The 17,016-nt window shown below is 38.0% G+C and carries 12 protein-coding genes; 2 read left to right on the forward strand and 10 right to left on the reverse strand.

Annotation, left to right across the window (positions count from 1 at the left end; all coding sequences use genetic code 11):
• Nucleotides 1–4: 4 nt before the first annotated feature.
• Genes MMB69_RS13380 through MMB69_RS13390 form a run of 3 tightly spaced genes read right to left on the reverse strand, consistent with a single transcriptional unit; the run spans nt 5 to nt 3,270 of the window.
• Entirely contained in the window at nt 5–2,014 is a 2,010-nt protein-coding gene (locus MMB69_RS13380) for a DUF6449 domain-containing protein (RefSeq protein WP_221783075.1), read from the reverse strand.
• Nucleotides 1,989–2,888 (reverse strand): ABC transporter ATP-binding protein, encoded by a 900-nt coding sequence (locus MMB69_RS13385; protein ID WP_048020984.1) that lies wholly within the window; start codon nt 2,886–2,888, stop codon nt 1,989–1,991. The genes MMB69_RS13380 and MMB69_RS13385 overlap by 26 nt, the downstream gene beginning before the upstream one ends.
• Nucleotides 2,881–3,270 (reverse strand): GntR family transcriptional regulator, encoded by a 390-nt coding sequence (locus tag MMB69_RS13390; RefSeq protein WP_013083081.1) that lies wholly within the window; start codon nt 3,268–3,270, stop codon nt 2,881–2,883. Before MMB69_RS13390 ends, MMB69_RS13385 begins: the two co-directional genes overlap by 8 nt.
• Nucleotides 3,271–3,614: 344 nt before the next feature.
• Here MMB69_RS13390 and MMB69_RS13395 point away from each other — a divergent pair, with 344 nt between their 5' ends.
• Complete coding sequence (locus MMB69_RS13395) at nt 3,615–4,487, forward strand: selenium metabolism-associated LysR family transcriptional regulator (RefSeq protein ID WP_014460182.1); 873 nt, start codon at nt 3,615–3,617, stop codon at nt 4,485–4,487.
• A 223-nt stretch (nt 4,488–4,710) separates the two neighbouring features.
• Here the strand turns inward: MMB69_RS13395 and MMB69_RS13400 are convergent, their stop codons facing one another.
• The 3 genes from MMB69_RS13400 to MMB69_RS13410 form a co-directional block, all read right to left on the reverse strand.
• Nucleotides 4,711–5,910, reverse strand: a complete 1,200-nt coding sequence (locus MMB69_RS13400) for an MFS transporter (protein ID WP_221783073.1) — start codon at nt 5,908–5,910, stop codon at nt 4,711–4,713.
• Between the two features lie 224 nt (nt 5,911–6,134).
• Nucleotides 6,135–6,512 carry a PH domain-containing protein gene (locus MMB69_RS13405; RefSeq protein WP_221783071.1) on the reverse strand — a complete coding sequence of 126 codons (378 nt, stop codon included), beginning with the start codon at nt 6,510–6,512 and terminating at the stop codon, nt 6,135–6,137.
• A gap of 64 nt (nt 6,513–6,576) precedes the next feature.
• The gene (locus MMB69_RS13410; protein ID WP_221812852.1) at nt 6,577–8,724 is read right to left on the reverse strand and encodes a YhgE/Pip domain-containing protein; all 2,148 of its coding nucleotides are present in this window, start codon (nt 8,722–8,724) and stop codon (nt 6,577–6,579) included.
• 110 nt (nt 8,725–8,834) lie between these two features.
• Between MMB69_RS13410 and MMB69_RS13415 the strand changes: the two genes are divergently transcribed.
• Nucleotides 8,835–10,010: an alanyl-tRNA editing protein gene (locus MMB69_RS13415; RefSeq protein WP_221783067.1), complete on the forward strand. Its 1,176-nt coding sequence runs from the start codon at nt 8,835–8,837 to the stop codon at nt 10,008–10,010.
• A gap of 41 nt (nt 10,011–10,051) precedes the next feature.
• On the opposite strand, the gene MMB69_RS13420 is transcribed toward MMB69_RS13415, so the two are convergent.
• The 4 genes from MMB69_RS13420 to MMB69_RS13435 form a co-directional block, all read right to left on the reverse strand.
• Nucleotides 10,052–10,972, reverse strand: a complete 921-nt coding sequence (locus MMB69_RS13420) for a 1,4-dihydroxy-2-naphthoate polyprenyltransferase (RefSeq protein ID WP_029321653.1) — start codon at nt 10,970–10,972, stop codon at nt 10,052–10,054.
• Between the two features lie 545 nt (nt 10,973–11,517).
• Entirely contained in the window at nt 11,518–14,133 is a 2,616-nt protein-coding gene (locus tag MMB69_RS13425) for a helicase-related protein (protein ID WP_277447861.1), read from the reverse strand.
• A 206-nt stretch (nt 14,134–14,339) separates the two neighbouring features.
• Entirely contained in the window at nt 14,340–15,323 is a 984-nt protein-coding gene (gene speB, locus MMB69_RS13430) for an agmatinase (RefSeq protein ID WP_221783064.1), read from the reverse strand.
• A gap of 217 nt (nt 15,324–15,540) precedes the next feature.
• The gene (locus tag MMB69_RS13435; protein WP_221783062.1) at nt 15,541–16,917 is read right to left on the reverse strand and encodes a sigma-54 interaction domain-containing protein; all 1,377 of its coding nucleotides are present in this window, start codon (nt 16,915–16,917) and stop codon (nt 15,541–15,543) included.
• Nucleotides 16,918–17,016: the final 99 nt, after the last annotated feature.

Genomic DNA, 17,016 nt, shown 5'->3' on the forward strand with positions numbered 1-17,016 from the left:
CTTGTTATTTTAGTTTTTCTTTTAGTTCGATTGGCAGTTCATTTTCATTCAACATGTAAATCTGAGGAGTATCTACTTGATCTTTGTAATAAAAAGCAACAAGATAATCTCCCGTGTCTCGTAAGTTCGCATGTTGAAGAAGTGTTTCTACCTGCTGATTGTTTTTTACTTTAATTGCTTTCTCATCCTTCGTTAAAGATGTAAACTCTTCTTGAAGACGATAATCGATTTTAAGATGAGAAGAATTTTTAAACACTTCGGTTTTTTCTACATCCTTTGGCATCAGGCGAGCACGTTCATATAAATGCTCTTTCTTCAGCCATGCTTCTACTTCGCTATAAGACTTATCCCAAGAAGCAGTTTGTACGTACTGTCCTTTTCCATCCATAAACTCAATTGAAGCCCAGCTTTCTTTTGTGCTGTACATTTCATCAAACGTTTCGTTCATCATCGACTGTTTGACTACGTGTATAAGTTCTTGTACTTTATCTGGATTTGTAATATTGATTGAATTTGACTTTCCTGGAACAGAAAAACTCACGCTTTTAATCTTATCCGTGTTTTTTGTTCGTAAAAGCGGATGGAAATTTTCTTTGTATTCTTTTGTTTCTGCAATTTCTTTATAAAAAGCTTTATAGTCTGAAAATGGAATAAAGTATTCTCGGACCATTTGTTTTCCATTTTTTAATTTATAAGCAAATACAGCTATTTTCCCGTTTCTGCTTTCTATTTCACTTTGTTTATCAGGATCCAGCTTCTTATCTTTAGATGCTGTAATTTGTTTTTGCAGCTGACGAACACTCTGAATCGTTTCTTTACTTGTATAATAATATGGAGCTTCATAATAGCCATTCATTCCATTTGCATAGTTTTCAGGTTTATCAGTCAATGGATATATATCTTCATCGAAATATACACTTTCAATCTCTGAAGCTGCTGGCACTTTAGTAGAATAGCCGAACACATCTAGATGAATGATAAAGCCAACGATAGCTGCAGCTATAACAAAGCCTAGATACCCTTTCCATTTCGTAAAGATACGCCACGTTTTATTTAAAATGATTTGAGCAACTGTATAGCCTATTAATGAACCAATAATATAGCCCACGATCATCCATGAAAATTCACCTTTCATGCTAATAAAGTAAAATCCGCCTAACATGAGTGAACAAGCGGTTACTCCGTATACGAATACCGGTTTTAACCAGCTAACTGAAATGGTTTGCGTAGCAGCTTCTACTTTTCTTTTTTGGTAGGTGATTAAAGCAATGATGTAAAATAAGACAATGAGTCCAATATAAACAAATGCACTAGTAGAAAAGCTTTTATGAGCTACCATTTGCGCTACGTGTGAAAACGGAACAAGGCTGTCAACATTTTTGTTCACGTAATAGTCATACGCATAGCCGTACCAGTAAAACTTTACATTGGATATAGCTAAATAAGAGATTCCGCCGGGTAGAAGAAATAGAACATATAAAAAGATTCCTTGGAGGACAGACATTCCGGTGAACATTCCCGCTAAAACAGTTCCAGTCAGCACAAATAAATTAATTAAAATACTGTAACCGACCCAGCTTAGAACATCTCCTGTTGTATAAACATCCTCAACGGTTAAAACTCCTTTAACGGCAAAAGTAACGACTCCCGTAATTAAAATAGGAACAACTAAAACCAACGCGCCCAGAAGCATATTTTGATGAAACAGCGTAGAACGCTTAATTGGTAAACTATGAATATAGTCAGCCGCAATCTTCGTTTGTATATATCTAAATAGGAAAATACCAAGTAACACTGGTACAACAAACATAAACACAAATTCCAGCCCGTCCAATACGTTAAATAGCGTATCTGGTTTTTCTATATAAGGCTCTACCTTTCCTGTGAAAGTAAAAATCAGTTGTAAAGGTAAAGCGAACAGCAGTACTAGCAAGTATACAAGCCCAATCCATCCCACGTTTCTCATGGATTGAATCCACATGCCGCGGTTAAACGATGATGTTTTCGATTGCATAACCCACATCCCCCATTTCATAAATAAAGATTTCTTCCAGCGTAAGTGGCAAGATGTCAAAAATTAAAGGCTTATACGATCGGACTTTGTTTACTAAGTGATTTTCTTTCCCTCGAACAATACAAAGCAAGACACTGCCTCGTTTTTCTTGATATAAAATGTCTAGCGTGTCATAAAGCGCTAGCGGCACATCCCCTTCAAATGCAACTTGAATTTTGTGCACATCAGACTTTAAATCATCCAGCTCTTTTTCAATTAATAATTGACCGTGATGCAAGATGCCTACATGATCACACAGATCTTCCACTTCTCGCAGGTTATGTGACGAAATTAAAATCGTCATTTCCCGTTCTGCCACGTCTTGAACAAGAAGGTTTTTGATTTTTTGACGCATTACCGCATCTAAACCGTCGAGCGGCTCATCTAAGATAAGTACATCAGGCATAGCAGACAGCGCTAACCAAAATCCTACTTGACGCTGCATTCCCTTGGACATTCTATGTACCTTTTTATGTAATTGAATTGGGAAAGCTTCTTTTAATTTTTGGAACCGTTCTTCGTTCCAAGTCGGATAGACGCTTCTATAAAAAGACGCTAATTGCTTAATCGTTGTTTGAGGGAAAAAATAAAGAGAATCTGGCATAAAAATAAGACGTTCTTTTAAGCCAACGTTTTCGAATACTTCCTCGCCGTCTATGGCAATCTTTCCGTGATCCTGCTTGTAAATACCTGCAATGATTTTTAATAGCGTTGTTTTTCCTGCTCCGTTGGAGCCAAGCAGTCCGTAAATAGATCCTTTTTTTATAGAAAGCGTGACGTCTCTTAGAGCTTCCATTTCTTCAAACTCTTTTTTTATCGCCTTCAGTTCAATCACTATCGCTTCCTCCTTTTACTGCTTTTTCAGCCTGTGAAATAAGTGATAGAATTTCATCTTTATCCATCCCTAAATACATAGCTTCTGCCAACAGCTTTACTAATTCTTCTTTCATCTTTTTCACCTTCTCGTTATTTAGTGTATCAACTTGAGGCGTTACAAAACTTCCTTTGCCTGGAACTGAATAAATATAGTTTTGATGTTCTAGTTCACGATACGCTTTTTGAATTGTATTTGGATTAATCGTTAATTCTTTTGCTAGCAGCCGAACAGATGGAAGCTTTTGATCGGCCTTAAAGACTTCATGGATAATAAGCTCTTTCAATTTATCTACTAATTGCTCGTATATCGGCTTACGACTACGAATATCTAAATCGAACATAGTCTGCCTCCCTTCATCTACCCAAAATCATGATGTGTGTACTAGGTGTATTAACTGTATTACTTATCGTATTACAGTTAATATTATAGTATGTTTTTTGGAAAAAACAAGTACTTTTTTTACTTTTGTTACAAATAGATGACAAAAAAGTGTTTAATAGCTTTATAGATGAAATAAAAATAACTGTAAACAAATTGCGCAGGCTTCCTTCGTTATAAGCAAACATACTCCTTTAAGTCAGCACCTTGTTTTACTTTTCTTAACCAAGTGCCTCTAGTTATTACCATAATAATGTTTTATAATGTTTATAATTAATTTTTTTAATATAAAAGGAGCCATACTCTATGTACTATGATGCGTTAAAGACGTTTGTTTCTGTTGTAGAAGAGCAAAGCTTTACAAAAGCTGCGGAAAAATTAATGATTTCACAGCCAAGCGTAAGCGTACACATCAAAAATCTCGAAAAAGAATTTCAAACTTCCCTGTTCCTGCGTTCACCTAAAATGTTAAAAATCACACCCAGCGGCGAAATTTTATACGATCGTGCTAAACAAATGATTCAAATATATGAGCATACGAAACGAGATATTTACGAACACCATCACCGTGTCAAAGGAATGCTAACGATTGGCGCCAGTTTTACGATTGGTGAATATATCCTTCCTTCTTTTTTAGCAAAGCTTCGTGAACAATATCCTGATATTGATGTAGAAGTGACTATCGGTAATACAAAGGAAATTGCTCAGCTTGTTCGTCATTTCAAAGTGGACGTAGGGCTTATTGAAGGTCACACGGAAGAGTCCGACTTACATATTCAGTCCTTTATGGACGATGAACTTGCCATCGTTGCGTCAGTGGATCACCCCTTAGCTCAGCTTAAAAAAGTAGAAATTGATGATTTACAAAATCAGCGGTGGGTAGCGCGTGAAAAAGGTTCTGGAACAAGAGAATATTTAGATCACGTTCTAATGTCCAACGGTTTAAAAATGAAAAGCATGCTAACGATCAGCAGCAATCAAGGAATTAAAGAAGCGATTGTTCACAATTTAGGAATGTCTGTACTGTCGCTTTGTGCTATTAAAGAAGATGTAGAACAAAGGCACCTGTCGATTCTCAACGTGAACACCGCTCCTTTTAAGCGTCGTTTTTCTTATATTTATCCCGCTAACAGCGCTCATAAAAAAGTAGCGGAGCTTTTTATTCAGCTTTTAAACTAAGAAAAGAGATTATGACATAGCGAAATCAATCCAATCTAAAGACGAACAAACTGGCTAAAGGAGCTAGTACATAAAACTAGCGCTCACCATCAAAATAAAAAAATCCGAACGCGTTTGATTCTTAATCAAGAATCAAACGCGTTCGGATTTTCCTTCAGCTAAGACGCTCTTGCTCCAGCCTATTTTTTAAGATAATAGCCATACATGTCTTTACATTCTTTTTTTAGTGAACATGCGTCTGCTGAGCCGGCATTTTTGATAAACGAACAGCTAAGAAAAAGGCTGTTGTAAGAAACACACCAATTAGAGCAATCACACCTTTCCAGCCGTACGCGCTCCAGCATAAGCCAGCCACAGTCCCTCCAATGCTTGATCCTGCATAGTAAAAAAATAAATATAAAGACGAAGCCTGCGCTTTGTCATGCGTTGCTCTTCTTCCTACCCAGCTGCTTGCGATGGAGTGACTTCCGAAAAAGCCAAAAGTCAGCAGCAAAAGCCCGGTAATTTTTATCCATAAAACCGGATGCAGCGTAACGATTGAACCTATAAGCGTAACAGCAATCGTACATAACAGTACCTTTTTCCGACCGTATCGATCCGCCAGCGTCCCCATCCAGACTGAGCTGAATACTCCTACAAAGAAAATAACAAAAATAAAACTTACAAGCGTATGATTCCAAGAATACGGAGGAGCGGATAAAGCGTATCCAATATAATTGTATAAAGCTACGTTACTTCCAAGCAGTGCAAAACCAATAGCAAAAAGACAAAGCATCCCTTTATCTTGAAGATGACTGCGAAGAGAGCCAGTAAGCTGCCTAAGTTCAAATGACCGAGAAGTAAAGTTCTGTGAATCAGGCAAGTTCATAAAAAAAACAAATGTGGCCAATAAGCTGATTGCGCTTACAACATCAAGAGCTACCGACCAGTTAAAATACTCCGTGAGCACTCCTGTCATAAGTCTTCCCGCTACGCCTCCAAAGGCGTTTCCGCTTATATAAATCCCCATCGCTTTTCCTAAACTCCCGGGTTCAATTTCTTCTCCTAAGTAAGCCATGGCCACAGAAGGCAGCCCTGCTAACACGATTCCTTGAATAACGCGAAAAACTAACAGCGTTTCAAAGGTAGAGCTAAATGCTGTCATGATGCATAGCAATGACGCAAAAATTAACGATAGTCCCATCAGTTTCTTTCGTCCCCACACTTCCGATAAAGAACCTAAAAAAAGCATACTAACAGCAAGCGTGATGGTTGTTAACGAAAGAGATAAACTCGCAAAAGCCGGGGATATTCCAAATTCTTTAGAAAACTCGGGTAAAATGGCCTGTGTACAATATAAAATCGAAAATGTGTTGAAGCCTGCTGCAAAAAGCGCAACATTTGTTTTGCGAAAAGCTGATGTTCCAATTACGGTATAGCTCACAGTTGGTCACTTCCTTTTTTCTCTAAAAAAAGCATATCACGGTTTTTTTATTCTGTATAATTCATTATGTAAATCGTTTTCATGCATTTCAGTAATGAGTGAAGTGAATAAATATGGAGAGACAACAGCCTGCTTATTTTCAAATGACTGTATGCAAGACTGCTATGCTTTCTCGTTTTACACACATAAAAAAAGTTGAGCCAGTTTTTCATGGCTCAACTTTTTTAATCTAACACATAAGATGCTAATATTTTTTGCACGTCGTAAATGCTTTTATCTTTACGAAATTCTTTTGAGATCGGCGCGCTAGAGCCCGATACCCAAATATTTAATTCTGCATCTAAGTCGAACGTTCCCGCCGTTTCAACGCTAAAATGTGTAATCGTCTTATAAGGAATGGAATGATAATCTGTTTTCTTTCCCGTCACTCCCTGCTTATCAACGATAATTAAGCGTTTCGTCGTAAACACCATTAAATCGCGAATGACTTTATAAGCTTGTTCCACTCGCTCGTTGGCAATTAAGATATTTTGCAAGTCTTTTTCAGTTCCTCTTATATCTGCTTCTGATGCATTTCCTAATAGTCCATCTAATATACCCATGCTGATCACTCCTTTATATCTACACTACCGCATTTTGTTCTGTCTGGAAACCCAAAACGTTTTTTTAATGAATTAATTTACTTTCACGCGCTTTTTTTGTTAATTTTGCACTCGTTTTACTAAGAGGCTTGTGAAGGAAAATGCCAACGAGCAGCACGCCAAGCCAAATGCAAAGTAGAACGGTAACATCTTTTCTTACTATATCCGCTAACATGCCTCCCACAACTTCTCTCATCATGCTTATTGCATACGTAAATGGTAAAAACGGATTGAGTGCTTGGAAAAAAGCAGGCACGACTTGAATCGGAAATGTACCGCCTGCAGCGGAAAGCTGAAGTACAAGCAAAACAATCGCCATTGCTTTTCCTGCATTGCCAAATATCGCAACAAGCGTATAGACAATCGTCATAAATACGAAGCTGCACAGCAAGCCTAAAAAGATAAAAGGCACTTTATCTACGACGTACGTTTTGATTAAAAATAAATCGCCTAGCGTCACAATAAAAGCTTGCACAAGAGCAATAGACAAAAACGTTAAAAGTCTTCCAAGATAGACTTCATAGCTTTTAAACCGCTCTTCATCCGCTACTTCTACGCTTAAAATTGAAACTAACAGCAAAGCCCCGACCCACAAGCAAAGCGTTGTATAAAACGGTGACATAGCCGATCCGTAGTTCGGAATAGGATAAAGTCTTTCTTCTTTTAAAAGAACCGGTTTAGCAAAAAAATCACTTTCTTTTTGCACATCGTTTTTTAACAAATTAATAATATCTTCAATGTTTTCTTTTCGCTGAAATTCGCGTATCTTATCCGCTATATTGTGCACGTTTTGTTCAATTCGCGGAAAGTCTTTTGTTATTTTCGCAAGCTCCTGCTGTCCGAGCAAAATGCCACTCGCTGTTTTAGACAGCACATTAGAAACATCCGGCATGCTTTTATTGGCTTCCTCAAGCAGTGAGTTTGCGCTTGCTGTTTTATCTTTCGCTTCTTTGATTGCTTGTTCAACAGCCGGCACAATCGTAGAAGAATACGAATTCGTTAACGTATTTAATTTAGAAACAGCTTGGTCGGTGCGAGAACTGAATTTCTCAAGCACACTTGGATCTGGTGCATCTCCATTTTTTGTTTGTTGTTGCATACTGTTTACATCCGACAGCTGCTGCTGTAAAAGCGTATGTACACTTTTTATTTGATTAATAACCGGTGAAAGAACGTTCCCTTGAGACACCTCATTTAAATCCGTAAGAAGCGTAAGGATCTCTCCTGTGTCAGCAACTTGTTTTGTTAACTGCACTTTTAGCTGTTCCGCTGCTGCGCTGAGTTCAGCCGGCGCTATATCTTTTTCCATCAGCTGATTCTTCAATTCTTGAACTCCGAGAGCTCGTTGTTGAACACGGTGCAGCGTTTCGCTGATAGTTGGCTCAGCGTTTTTTAACACTTCATCGCTTTTAGTTAAAAAAGTGTTTAGCTGCTGAGTCATCTGTGCGCCGTCAGCTGTTAGTCTCTCTACTTCAGGAAGAGCAGCCTGGGCTTTTGATACAATAGCTCCAGCTTTTTGAGTGGTGTCATTCGCTTCATTAATTACTTTTTTAATTTCAGGAAGACGATTTTCAAGCTCAAAAATCCGTTGTTCAACTTGTTGAATGGTCGGCAAATCCTGCTGCAGGGTAATACCTAGTTCGTTAAAAACAGAAAAAATGGCTCCATTCGCTGTTTTGACGAATTTTTCACTAATCTGTTGTGTTAAGCTGCTGGCTCCTTTACTTGTAATTTTAGGCGCCACGGCGTTTATTTTTTCGTTTACTTTGTAAATAATGACCGGCTTTTCCAAACGATCTTGAAGAACCGTACCAAGCTTTTGTGAAAAATCTTTTGGAATAACAATACTTGCATAATAGTCACCGTGCTTTACTCCGTGATCAGCTTTTTCTTTGGAGACGAACGTCCATCCAAGCGTTTTATTTTTCTTTAACGTTGCAATAATATCTTTTCCCACGTTTACGTGCTGCCCTCTTATCGTAGAACCTTCGTCTTCGCTCGTTACTGCAATGGCAATACCTTCAGTCCGCCCGTATGGATCCCAAGATGCTTTTATATTAAACCATGCGTAAAAAGACGGCAGAATCATAAGCGTCAGCACAATGATAATCATCGCCCAATTGGTAAAAATTCTTTTTAAATCCCGCGTATAAATATAAACAGTATTTTTCATATGTCCCACCCAGTTTTATTGTTACAAGTTAGCTTATCCATGTTCGAAGAAACATATTTCTGATACTATAGAAAAAGTTAGATATGGTTTTACTAGAAAGGATGAGGAACATGACAGAAAGACTTTATTATAGCAATCCCTACACAAAAACGTGGGAAACAGAAGTGACAGAGACGCGCGCTCTTTCAAATGGCTACGCTTTAACGTTAAAACAAACTGCTTTTTATCCAGAAGGCGGCGGACAGCCTTCTGATTACGGTACTATTGCCGGAATTGAGGTAAAAGACGTTTATGAAGAAGATGGAGAGGTATACCATCTCGTTGATACGCTCCCTGCACAAGCGAACGTCACGTGTGAAATTGACTGGTATCGCCGCTTTGATCATATGCAGCAGCATAGCGGACAGCATTTACTTTCGGCTCTATTAATCGATACATATGATATTCACACCGTTAGCTTTCATTTAGGAAGCGACGCTGTCTCTATTGATTTGAATGTACCTCAGTTATCTCATGAGCAGCTATTACACATTGAAAAAGTTGTAAATGAAGCTATTTACAGCAACCGTCATATTAAAACGTACGAAGTGAAAAAGGAAGACTTACATACTCTTGCGCTTCGCAAAGTGCCCGAGCTAGAAGACGAAGTGGTACGCATTGTGGAAATTGACGGCATTGATGTTTCTGCCTGCTGCGGTACTCATGTGAACCAAATTGGAGAGCTTGGCCTTATTAAACTTACGAAAACAGAAAAGCAGCGCGGCAATACACGCCTCTTTTTTAAATGCGGTATGCGTGCATTAGCTGATTATCAGCAGTCTCAAGAAATCGTAGCAGAACTTAGCAATAAATTCAGCACAAGCCGTGAATTAGTTGTAGAACGCATTAAAAAATTGGAGACTGAACAAAAAGAGCTGCAAAAACAGCTAGAAGAATTAAAAAATGAAAATGCAGCTTATTTAGCAAGTGAACTAGAAGCAAAAAAAGAAGGATCATTTCTGTACCATCACTTTGAAAACCGTACATTAAAAGATGTGCAAGCTTTGACAAAGCAGCTGCTTCAAACGTCTGATACGACACTTCTGTTTGCTTTTTCAAGTGATCAAAAAGTTTTGCTGGCTCACAGCGGCAATGAAGTAAAATGCGGAGAGCTTTATAAAGAGCTGCTTCCACTTTACGATGGAAAAGGCGGCGGCGGACCAAAACAAGCTCAAGCCAGCTTTTCATCTTCTGAAAATATGAACGCATTTATTAGCGCAGTAAAAGAAAAAATAACTGGAGCATAACAAAAAGCCTGTCTTTAAAAAGACAGGCTTTTTCCACTCAATCAGCTTACTAAATAGCCAATTAATAATCCAATTGATAAAGTAAATCCAAAAAACGTATTGGTTTGAGCAGTTGCTTTCATCGCAATAAGCTCTCCGCGTACAAATGCTTGTACAGCTTGAATGGGCTTAGGTGCACTAAGGAACACTAAGAAAATCCAAGGGCTAATATCGAAGAATACCACTAATGCAACGGTCCAAATATACGCAATGCCAAACAAAGCAGCTAAAAATCTAATCGCGTTTTTAGAGCCTAATAAAATAGCTAGCGTACGTCGTCCGCCTTTCGTATCTTCTTCTATGTCACGAATATTGTTAGACAAATTAATCGCGCCTACTAAAATCGCAATGGGAAGTGATACAAAGATGCTTTCAGACGTTACGGTATTTGTTTGAATAAAAAATGAAATCAACACAAACATCGCACCCATGCAAAGACCTGAAAATAATTCTCCAAACGGCGTATACGCAATTGGAAGCGGTCCGCCTGTATACAAATAACCAATCGCCATACCTACTAAACCAACTAAAGCAAGCCACCAGCTGCTGTTTGCACATATATATACGCCTAAAATAAGAGCAATTCCATAAGAAATCAGTGCTAAATTTAATACCGTTTTCGGTTTCATTCCGTGTCGGACGATGGCTCCTCCGATTCCTACGGAGTCTTCTGTGTCTAACCCGCGTTTAAAATCATAGTACTCGTTAAATAAGTTCGTCGCAATTTGAATCCACAAACATGAAAAAAGCATCGCAAGAAACATCCAAACGTTCACATGGCCATAAAACATGGCTAGAACTGTTCCAATCAAAACGGGTACAAACGATGCTGTTAACGTATGAGGACGGGTTAATTGCCACAAAATTTTCCCTTTACTGTACTGCTCGGCGGCAGCTTTGTTTTCTTTGTTATGACTTGTCATCATCCTCTTCCCTTCTATTACGAACCGTATCTCTATTTAAAAGTGCTGCTTTTAACATAATGAATGATAGCAAACTTACTCTAAGACAATACACGTCCGCCCAACAAAAAAATCACGGAACTCTTTAAAATATCAGTTCCACTCTATATCATAATAATTTATTGCTCTTTTTACAAGATGACCGCTTATACATTTCCGCCTTTTTTCTACAAAAATCTGCTTTGACGCAGAAATTTATAACAAAAAGATGAAAAGCTTATACGAAAAATGAGGTTGAGACTTAACTAAATCAATCTCATCTAAAGATGAACAAATGGGATAAATGATTTGGTATGGAGTGCTTGTTACACCGCAGTTGATTTCCGTGCAAGACTTCGCTTTCCGCGGGCGGCCGCTGAGCCTTGTTCTCCAATCAACTGCTAGAAGCCTCTACATACATGAAACCTATGTTCACTATCACAATGAAAAGATCCGAACACTTTATCGTTCGGATCTTTCTTCAACTAACATAATTTTGTACAAGCCTCTTTTTTTATCACTACATCTTAGTAATTAAAATCGTAGGTGTCCCCGTGTCTTCTGCGGAATCTTTTATGAAAACACGAATCGCATATCGCATGATCATGATTCCAAGGAAGGTCTTTAGAACACGCACTGCATGTTCTTTTAAATTTTTTCATATCTTTTCTTAATACGTTATGGATTTTATCTGTAAGCTCTTCTCGGACACGTTCCCAGTAAATAGCTTCCGGTCTTCTATCCATTCGATATAAAAATAAAAGATGCAGGCCAATCGCCTTATAAGACAGCTCTAATTTTTCCAGTGAACCTTCTATTATCCTTGGTTCAGGTAATTCTTCTCTGTTAACAATTGCATTCATGCTAGCCACCCACTGCTTTTTCAAAGAGCTTTCTTTTGCTGAAAACGGCAGCTGCAAGTAACCATATAAATCAACAATTGGCATTTTCGCCTCAATTAGCGTGTCTTTCACTTCATCATAAAGCTCACGTTCTTGTGCCAGATTTGATTTTTGTGTCCCTTTTGGATTTTTAAATTTAGCCCACATCTCAAAAAACGTCCCGAGATCATGATGATATTCTTTAAATCTTCTGAGCATATCTGAAGTAGGCGCAATTGAAAATTTACTGATTTGCTCGTCTGTCGAAAATAACAGTTCTCTCATTTGCTTTGCATCTTTAGCGAATGCAACTTCTCCAACATTATAGAGACCCTTTCTTCCAGCACGACCTGCAATCTGCTTTAACTCTTGAGAAGTCAACAATCTCCTTTTTTGCCCGTCAAATTTCATGTTTTCTAAAAGAACAATTCGTCTAATCGGCAGGTTTAATCCCATTCCAATCGCATCTGTAGATACAATGACATTTGTTTCTCTATTAATGAACTGCTCAATTTGTTTTCTTCTCGTTTCAGGCGGCATACTTCCATAAATCACGCTAACTTTATGACCATCTTTTTCTAGCTTAGCCGCTGTCTGAAGAACTTTTTTACGCGAGAAAACAATTAAAGCATCTGCGGGTTTCACTTGTTCAATTTTGAACTTTCGAAGATCTACTTTTAAAGGTATATCTCTTTCATACTCATAAATTTCTGAGATCACACCGTCTAACATCTCTTCTAACATACTTCGAATGCTTAAACTCCCAATAACATGAACTTGTTTGGCATTGGCTCGGGTGATGGCTTTATACCATGAAAACCCTCGGTCTCTGTCTTGAATCATCTGCGCTTCATCAATTACGGTTACATCGCCATGCTCTAATTCACTAAACATTTCTACCGTACCGGCCATGTGCTGAGCATCTTCAACAATCTTTTCTTCTTCACCTGTTTTTAACGAACAAGGGACTCCGTCTTTGTTCAGCTTTTCAAAAACTTCTAAAGCTAACAGGCGAAGCGGCGCTAAGTAACTACCCGAAGCAGCTTTTTTTAATGACTTTAATGCCGTATACGTTTTTCCTGTGTTTGTATCACCGAGATGAAGAATGTATTCCGTTTCTTTTCTTGGGTCCATTTCGTATTCTGCACCAAAAATATAATTTAACTGTCGCTGTTCTTCTTCAATCAGCTTTTTCTTTTCTTCAAGTTCACGTTCTTGTTGTAATCGTCTTTCTTCCAGCTGCTGTTGATATCTCTCTTGATGCTCTTCAATCGTTAAGTTGTGATCTGAAACTTCTAGTACATCGGAAAGCTTTTCTTCTACGAGCATTCTTTTATATTCATAGACCAAATCCGATAAATTACTTCTAAGTGCTTTTATAATATCCATTCTTGTTACTGAAGCATTTGTATAGGATTTATATTCTTCTTTAAATGAAGCAGGAAGATCATCCATAATCATAGTTGGAATGATTTCATAAATCTTATCGGTGATAAATACTTCGTATACATCTTCATACGTTTCAAACAAGATAATCGTTGAATATCTGTCTAATTCTGAGCTTACGTTCCCGGTGAGCTCTTGAAAAAAGTCATGAACCGTTTCATAATCATGACGTGTTAAATCACCGTTTTCTATTAATTCATCTTCAAGCTCAGTACGCGGCGCATAGTTTTCAATATACTTTGAGTTTGTTTTAATGTCTTTTGATAGCTGATGTGAAAGCTTTTCTCTTATATGTAGGTAATACAGCTCTTTGTTTACTTCCAAAATAGGAGCCGCTTCTAAATTTAACTGTAATTGATATCTAGCTTTTCGATCATTAATACTTTGCTGTCTGTCTTTCTCTTTTCTTTCTTCTTCCTTTTTAGCAAATTCAGCTCTTGCTTCTCCGTATAGTGATAGCCATTCCGCTTTATTACCCTCTCCGTAGTGCTTTTCTAACCAAGAAAAAGCATCAAACTCTATACCTTTTCTCGTTTCTTTAGCAAATAACTTATCGATAGCTTGAGGTTTATACCCTTTTACCTCAAAGCCTTTCTCTGTTAAATATGACTTTCTGTTTTTTTTAGATACAGAAGAAACAACTGCTTTTCTCCATGTAGTCCCCCAGGCCTTTTTAATAAAAGAGTGCCTGTCTGTTAAATAAGTCTCAAAATCCGGACATTCGTCTTGTTCACCTAATACGCTTTTTATATCCTGTAGTAATGTATGTTTAGTTTTTTCAATGGCCCTGCTTTGAATAGCCTCTAATTCGAGCATAAAATTCTCCTTTGGAAAGTTTTCCTACATTTATTATAGGAAAGACCCCTTACAGAATCAAATACATGTTATTACTTTATCTGAGGCTGGATTGGTAAGTGTTTGTTGTTGCTTCTCCTTTTATAGTCAAACACTCCCTATAGAGAACTCTTATATAAAAGTGGGAAGGTAGTACTACCTTCCCACTTTTACCCCCTTCTTTATATTCAGTCGCGTGCTTTCACTAGCAGCGCTTCTTCTTCTTTTTCTTTTTTTCTTAACGCAATAAGCGTGATAAATTCATAGACAATGTTAGCGGCCGCTGCTGCTGTAATTTGCCCATGGTCATAAGCTGGCAGTACTTCTACTAAATCAAAACCGACAAAATCAATATTTGTTAAGCCTCGAACAAATTGAAGCGCATCGTCAATACTTGCACCTGAGACTTCAGGTGTTCCCGTTCCCGGCGCGTAAACTGGATCTAAAAAGTCGATGTCAAACGAAAGAAACACGGGTCCTTCCCCTACACGCTCATGAATAATGTCTAGCATTCTTTCAACGCCAAATTTTTTATATTCATTTGTCGTATACAGAGCTAAACCTAAGTTCTTTGCATCCTCTAAATCTTCAATACCGTATAGACCGCCTCGCATACCGATTTGAATCGAGCGCGACACATCGATTAACCCTTCTTCAATTGCTCGTCTGAATACGGTACCGTGATTGTATTTTTGTTCAAAATAACTATCCCACGTATCAGAATGAGCATCAAACTGCAAAAGCGCTACGGGTCCGTGCTTTTTCGCGATGGCACGAAGCTCACCAAGCGTCATCGAATGATCACCGCCTAGTGAAATAGGAATAATACCTTCATTCACAACCGGTGCTAGCCCTTCTTCAATTTTTTTATATGTTTCTAAAATATATCCGGGAACCACTGATAAATCGCCGTAGTCCACGCCTGAAATGTAATCAAAAATATTAATCTTTTGTTCTGGGTTGTACGGGCGAAGCAAAATGGAGAAATCTCGAATAGCTTCCGGTCCAAAGCGTGCTCCTGTTCTAAAAGATTGCCCTGAATCGAATGGAATACCCGTCACAATAAAATCCATCTCTGAATTTACTTGTTCTACGTACGGAAGTCTCATAAACGTCCGAGGTCCGCAAAAACGCGGAGATTCAAATGAATTTTTCGGCTGATATTTTGGCATGATTTGTTCCTCCTAATGAGTTTCATTCATTAGCGCCATATCATCATTTTAGATACTGACGCTTTTTATTTAGATACTTTTTATTAATGCAAAATGTATGCCAATTTTTATCGCCTTATTTCATGCAATTATGTACGATTTTTAATTCATAATAGAATCAAAACAAAAAAACCGATTCATTATTGAATCAGTTAATTCATTTTGAATTAAATTTTTCTTATTTAATATTGTACTTTCGTAAACGTCTTACAACCGTAGGCTGACTGATTCCTAATGCATCTGCCATTTCATACGTCGTTTGACACTGGCGATAAGCACGAATCAGCCAATTTTTCTCCACTTCTGCAAGTGCTTGCTGAAGCGTCATTCCCTGAGAGGTTAACGTATCAAGGGCCTCCCATTCTTCTTTTTCACTTCGGGTATTTTCTGAATAAAACGGGAGGTCTTGAGGCGATATGATGTTTTCATCCGTTGTTAATACAAGACGTTCAATTGTATTTTCAAGCTCGCGCACATTTCCAGGCCACTGATGTTCAACTAATTGATTTAATGCTTCTGCATGAAAAAATTTCTTCATGTTATATTTTTCATTTTGTTTATGTAACACGTGATAAAGCAGAGCCGTGACGTCTTCTTTTCGCTCGCGAAGCGGAGGAATGGTGATTGGAATAACGTGTAAACGATAAAATAAATCTTCTCGAAACGTTCCTTTTCTGACCATTTCTTCAAGCGGCTGATTTGTGGCTACAATAAGCCTGAAGTTTACGTGTTTGACGCGTTCACTGCCAATTTTGGTGATTGTTTTTTCTTGCAGCACCTTTAATAGCTTCACTTGCATATCAAGGGGAAGTTCCCCTATTTCATCTAAAAAAAGCGTGCCGTTATGTGCTAATTCAAACTTTCCTATTTTCCCTTTTGTACTTGCACCTGTAAAAGAGCCTGCTTCGTATCCAAATATTTCAGATTCAAACAAACTAGACGGAATGGCTCCGCAGTTGATTTCAATAAACGGCTCTTTTTTTCGTTCACTTCCATAGTGTAAAGCACGGGCAAAAGCCGTTTTACCAACACCCGATTCACCTAGCAGCACAACCGTTGCATCGCTGTCTGCCACGCGATTAATAATAGACCATACTTTTTTCATCGATTCACTTCGTATGACCATATCATTTGACTGCTGTTCCCGAAGCTCTTCCACTTCTAGCTGATATGTTTTCATTTTCACTTCGAGCTGCTGATAATCTTCTTTTAAGCGCTGAAGCTCTGTTAAATCATGTGAAAAGCTGATTACTCTTTTCATACACCGATATTCATCATACACGGGAATACCGGTTGCCATTACAACTTTACCCGTTTCTGTTTTTTGCATCAGCTGTACTTCTTTCTTTTTCTTTAACACTTCAATCGTAACAGAAGGTGAAAATATCCCGCGGTCTTGCAATTCGTATACGGTTTGTCCCACTAACTCTGACACGTCATACCCGTATATATCACGGCAGTTTTGACTCGCTCGTAAAATACACCCTTTTTCATCAGTGATGACGATATTGTCGTTAGAAGCATGCAAAATAGCTTCAAGCTCTCGTTCAATCATTCTTATTCATTCCTCCTTTTTATTTAATCTGATTTTTCTAACATTTATATCTTTTATTTTATCAGTAAACTCGCTTATTCAACATAAAAAAGCTCCTTA

Source organism: Priestia sp. P5, assembly GCF_029522155.1.
In the GTDB taxonomy this organism is placed as follows: Bacteria; Bacillota; Bacilli; order Bacillales; family Bacillaceae_H; genus Priestia; species Priestia megaterium_E.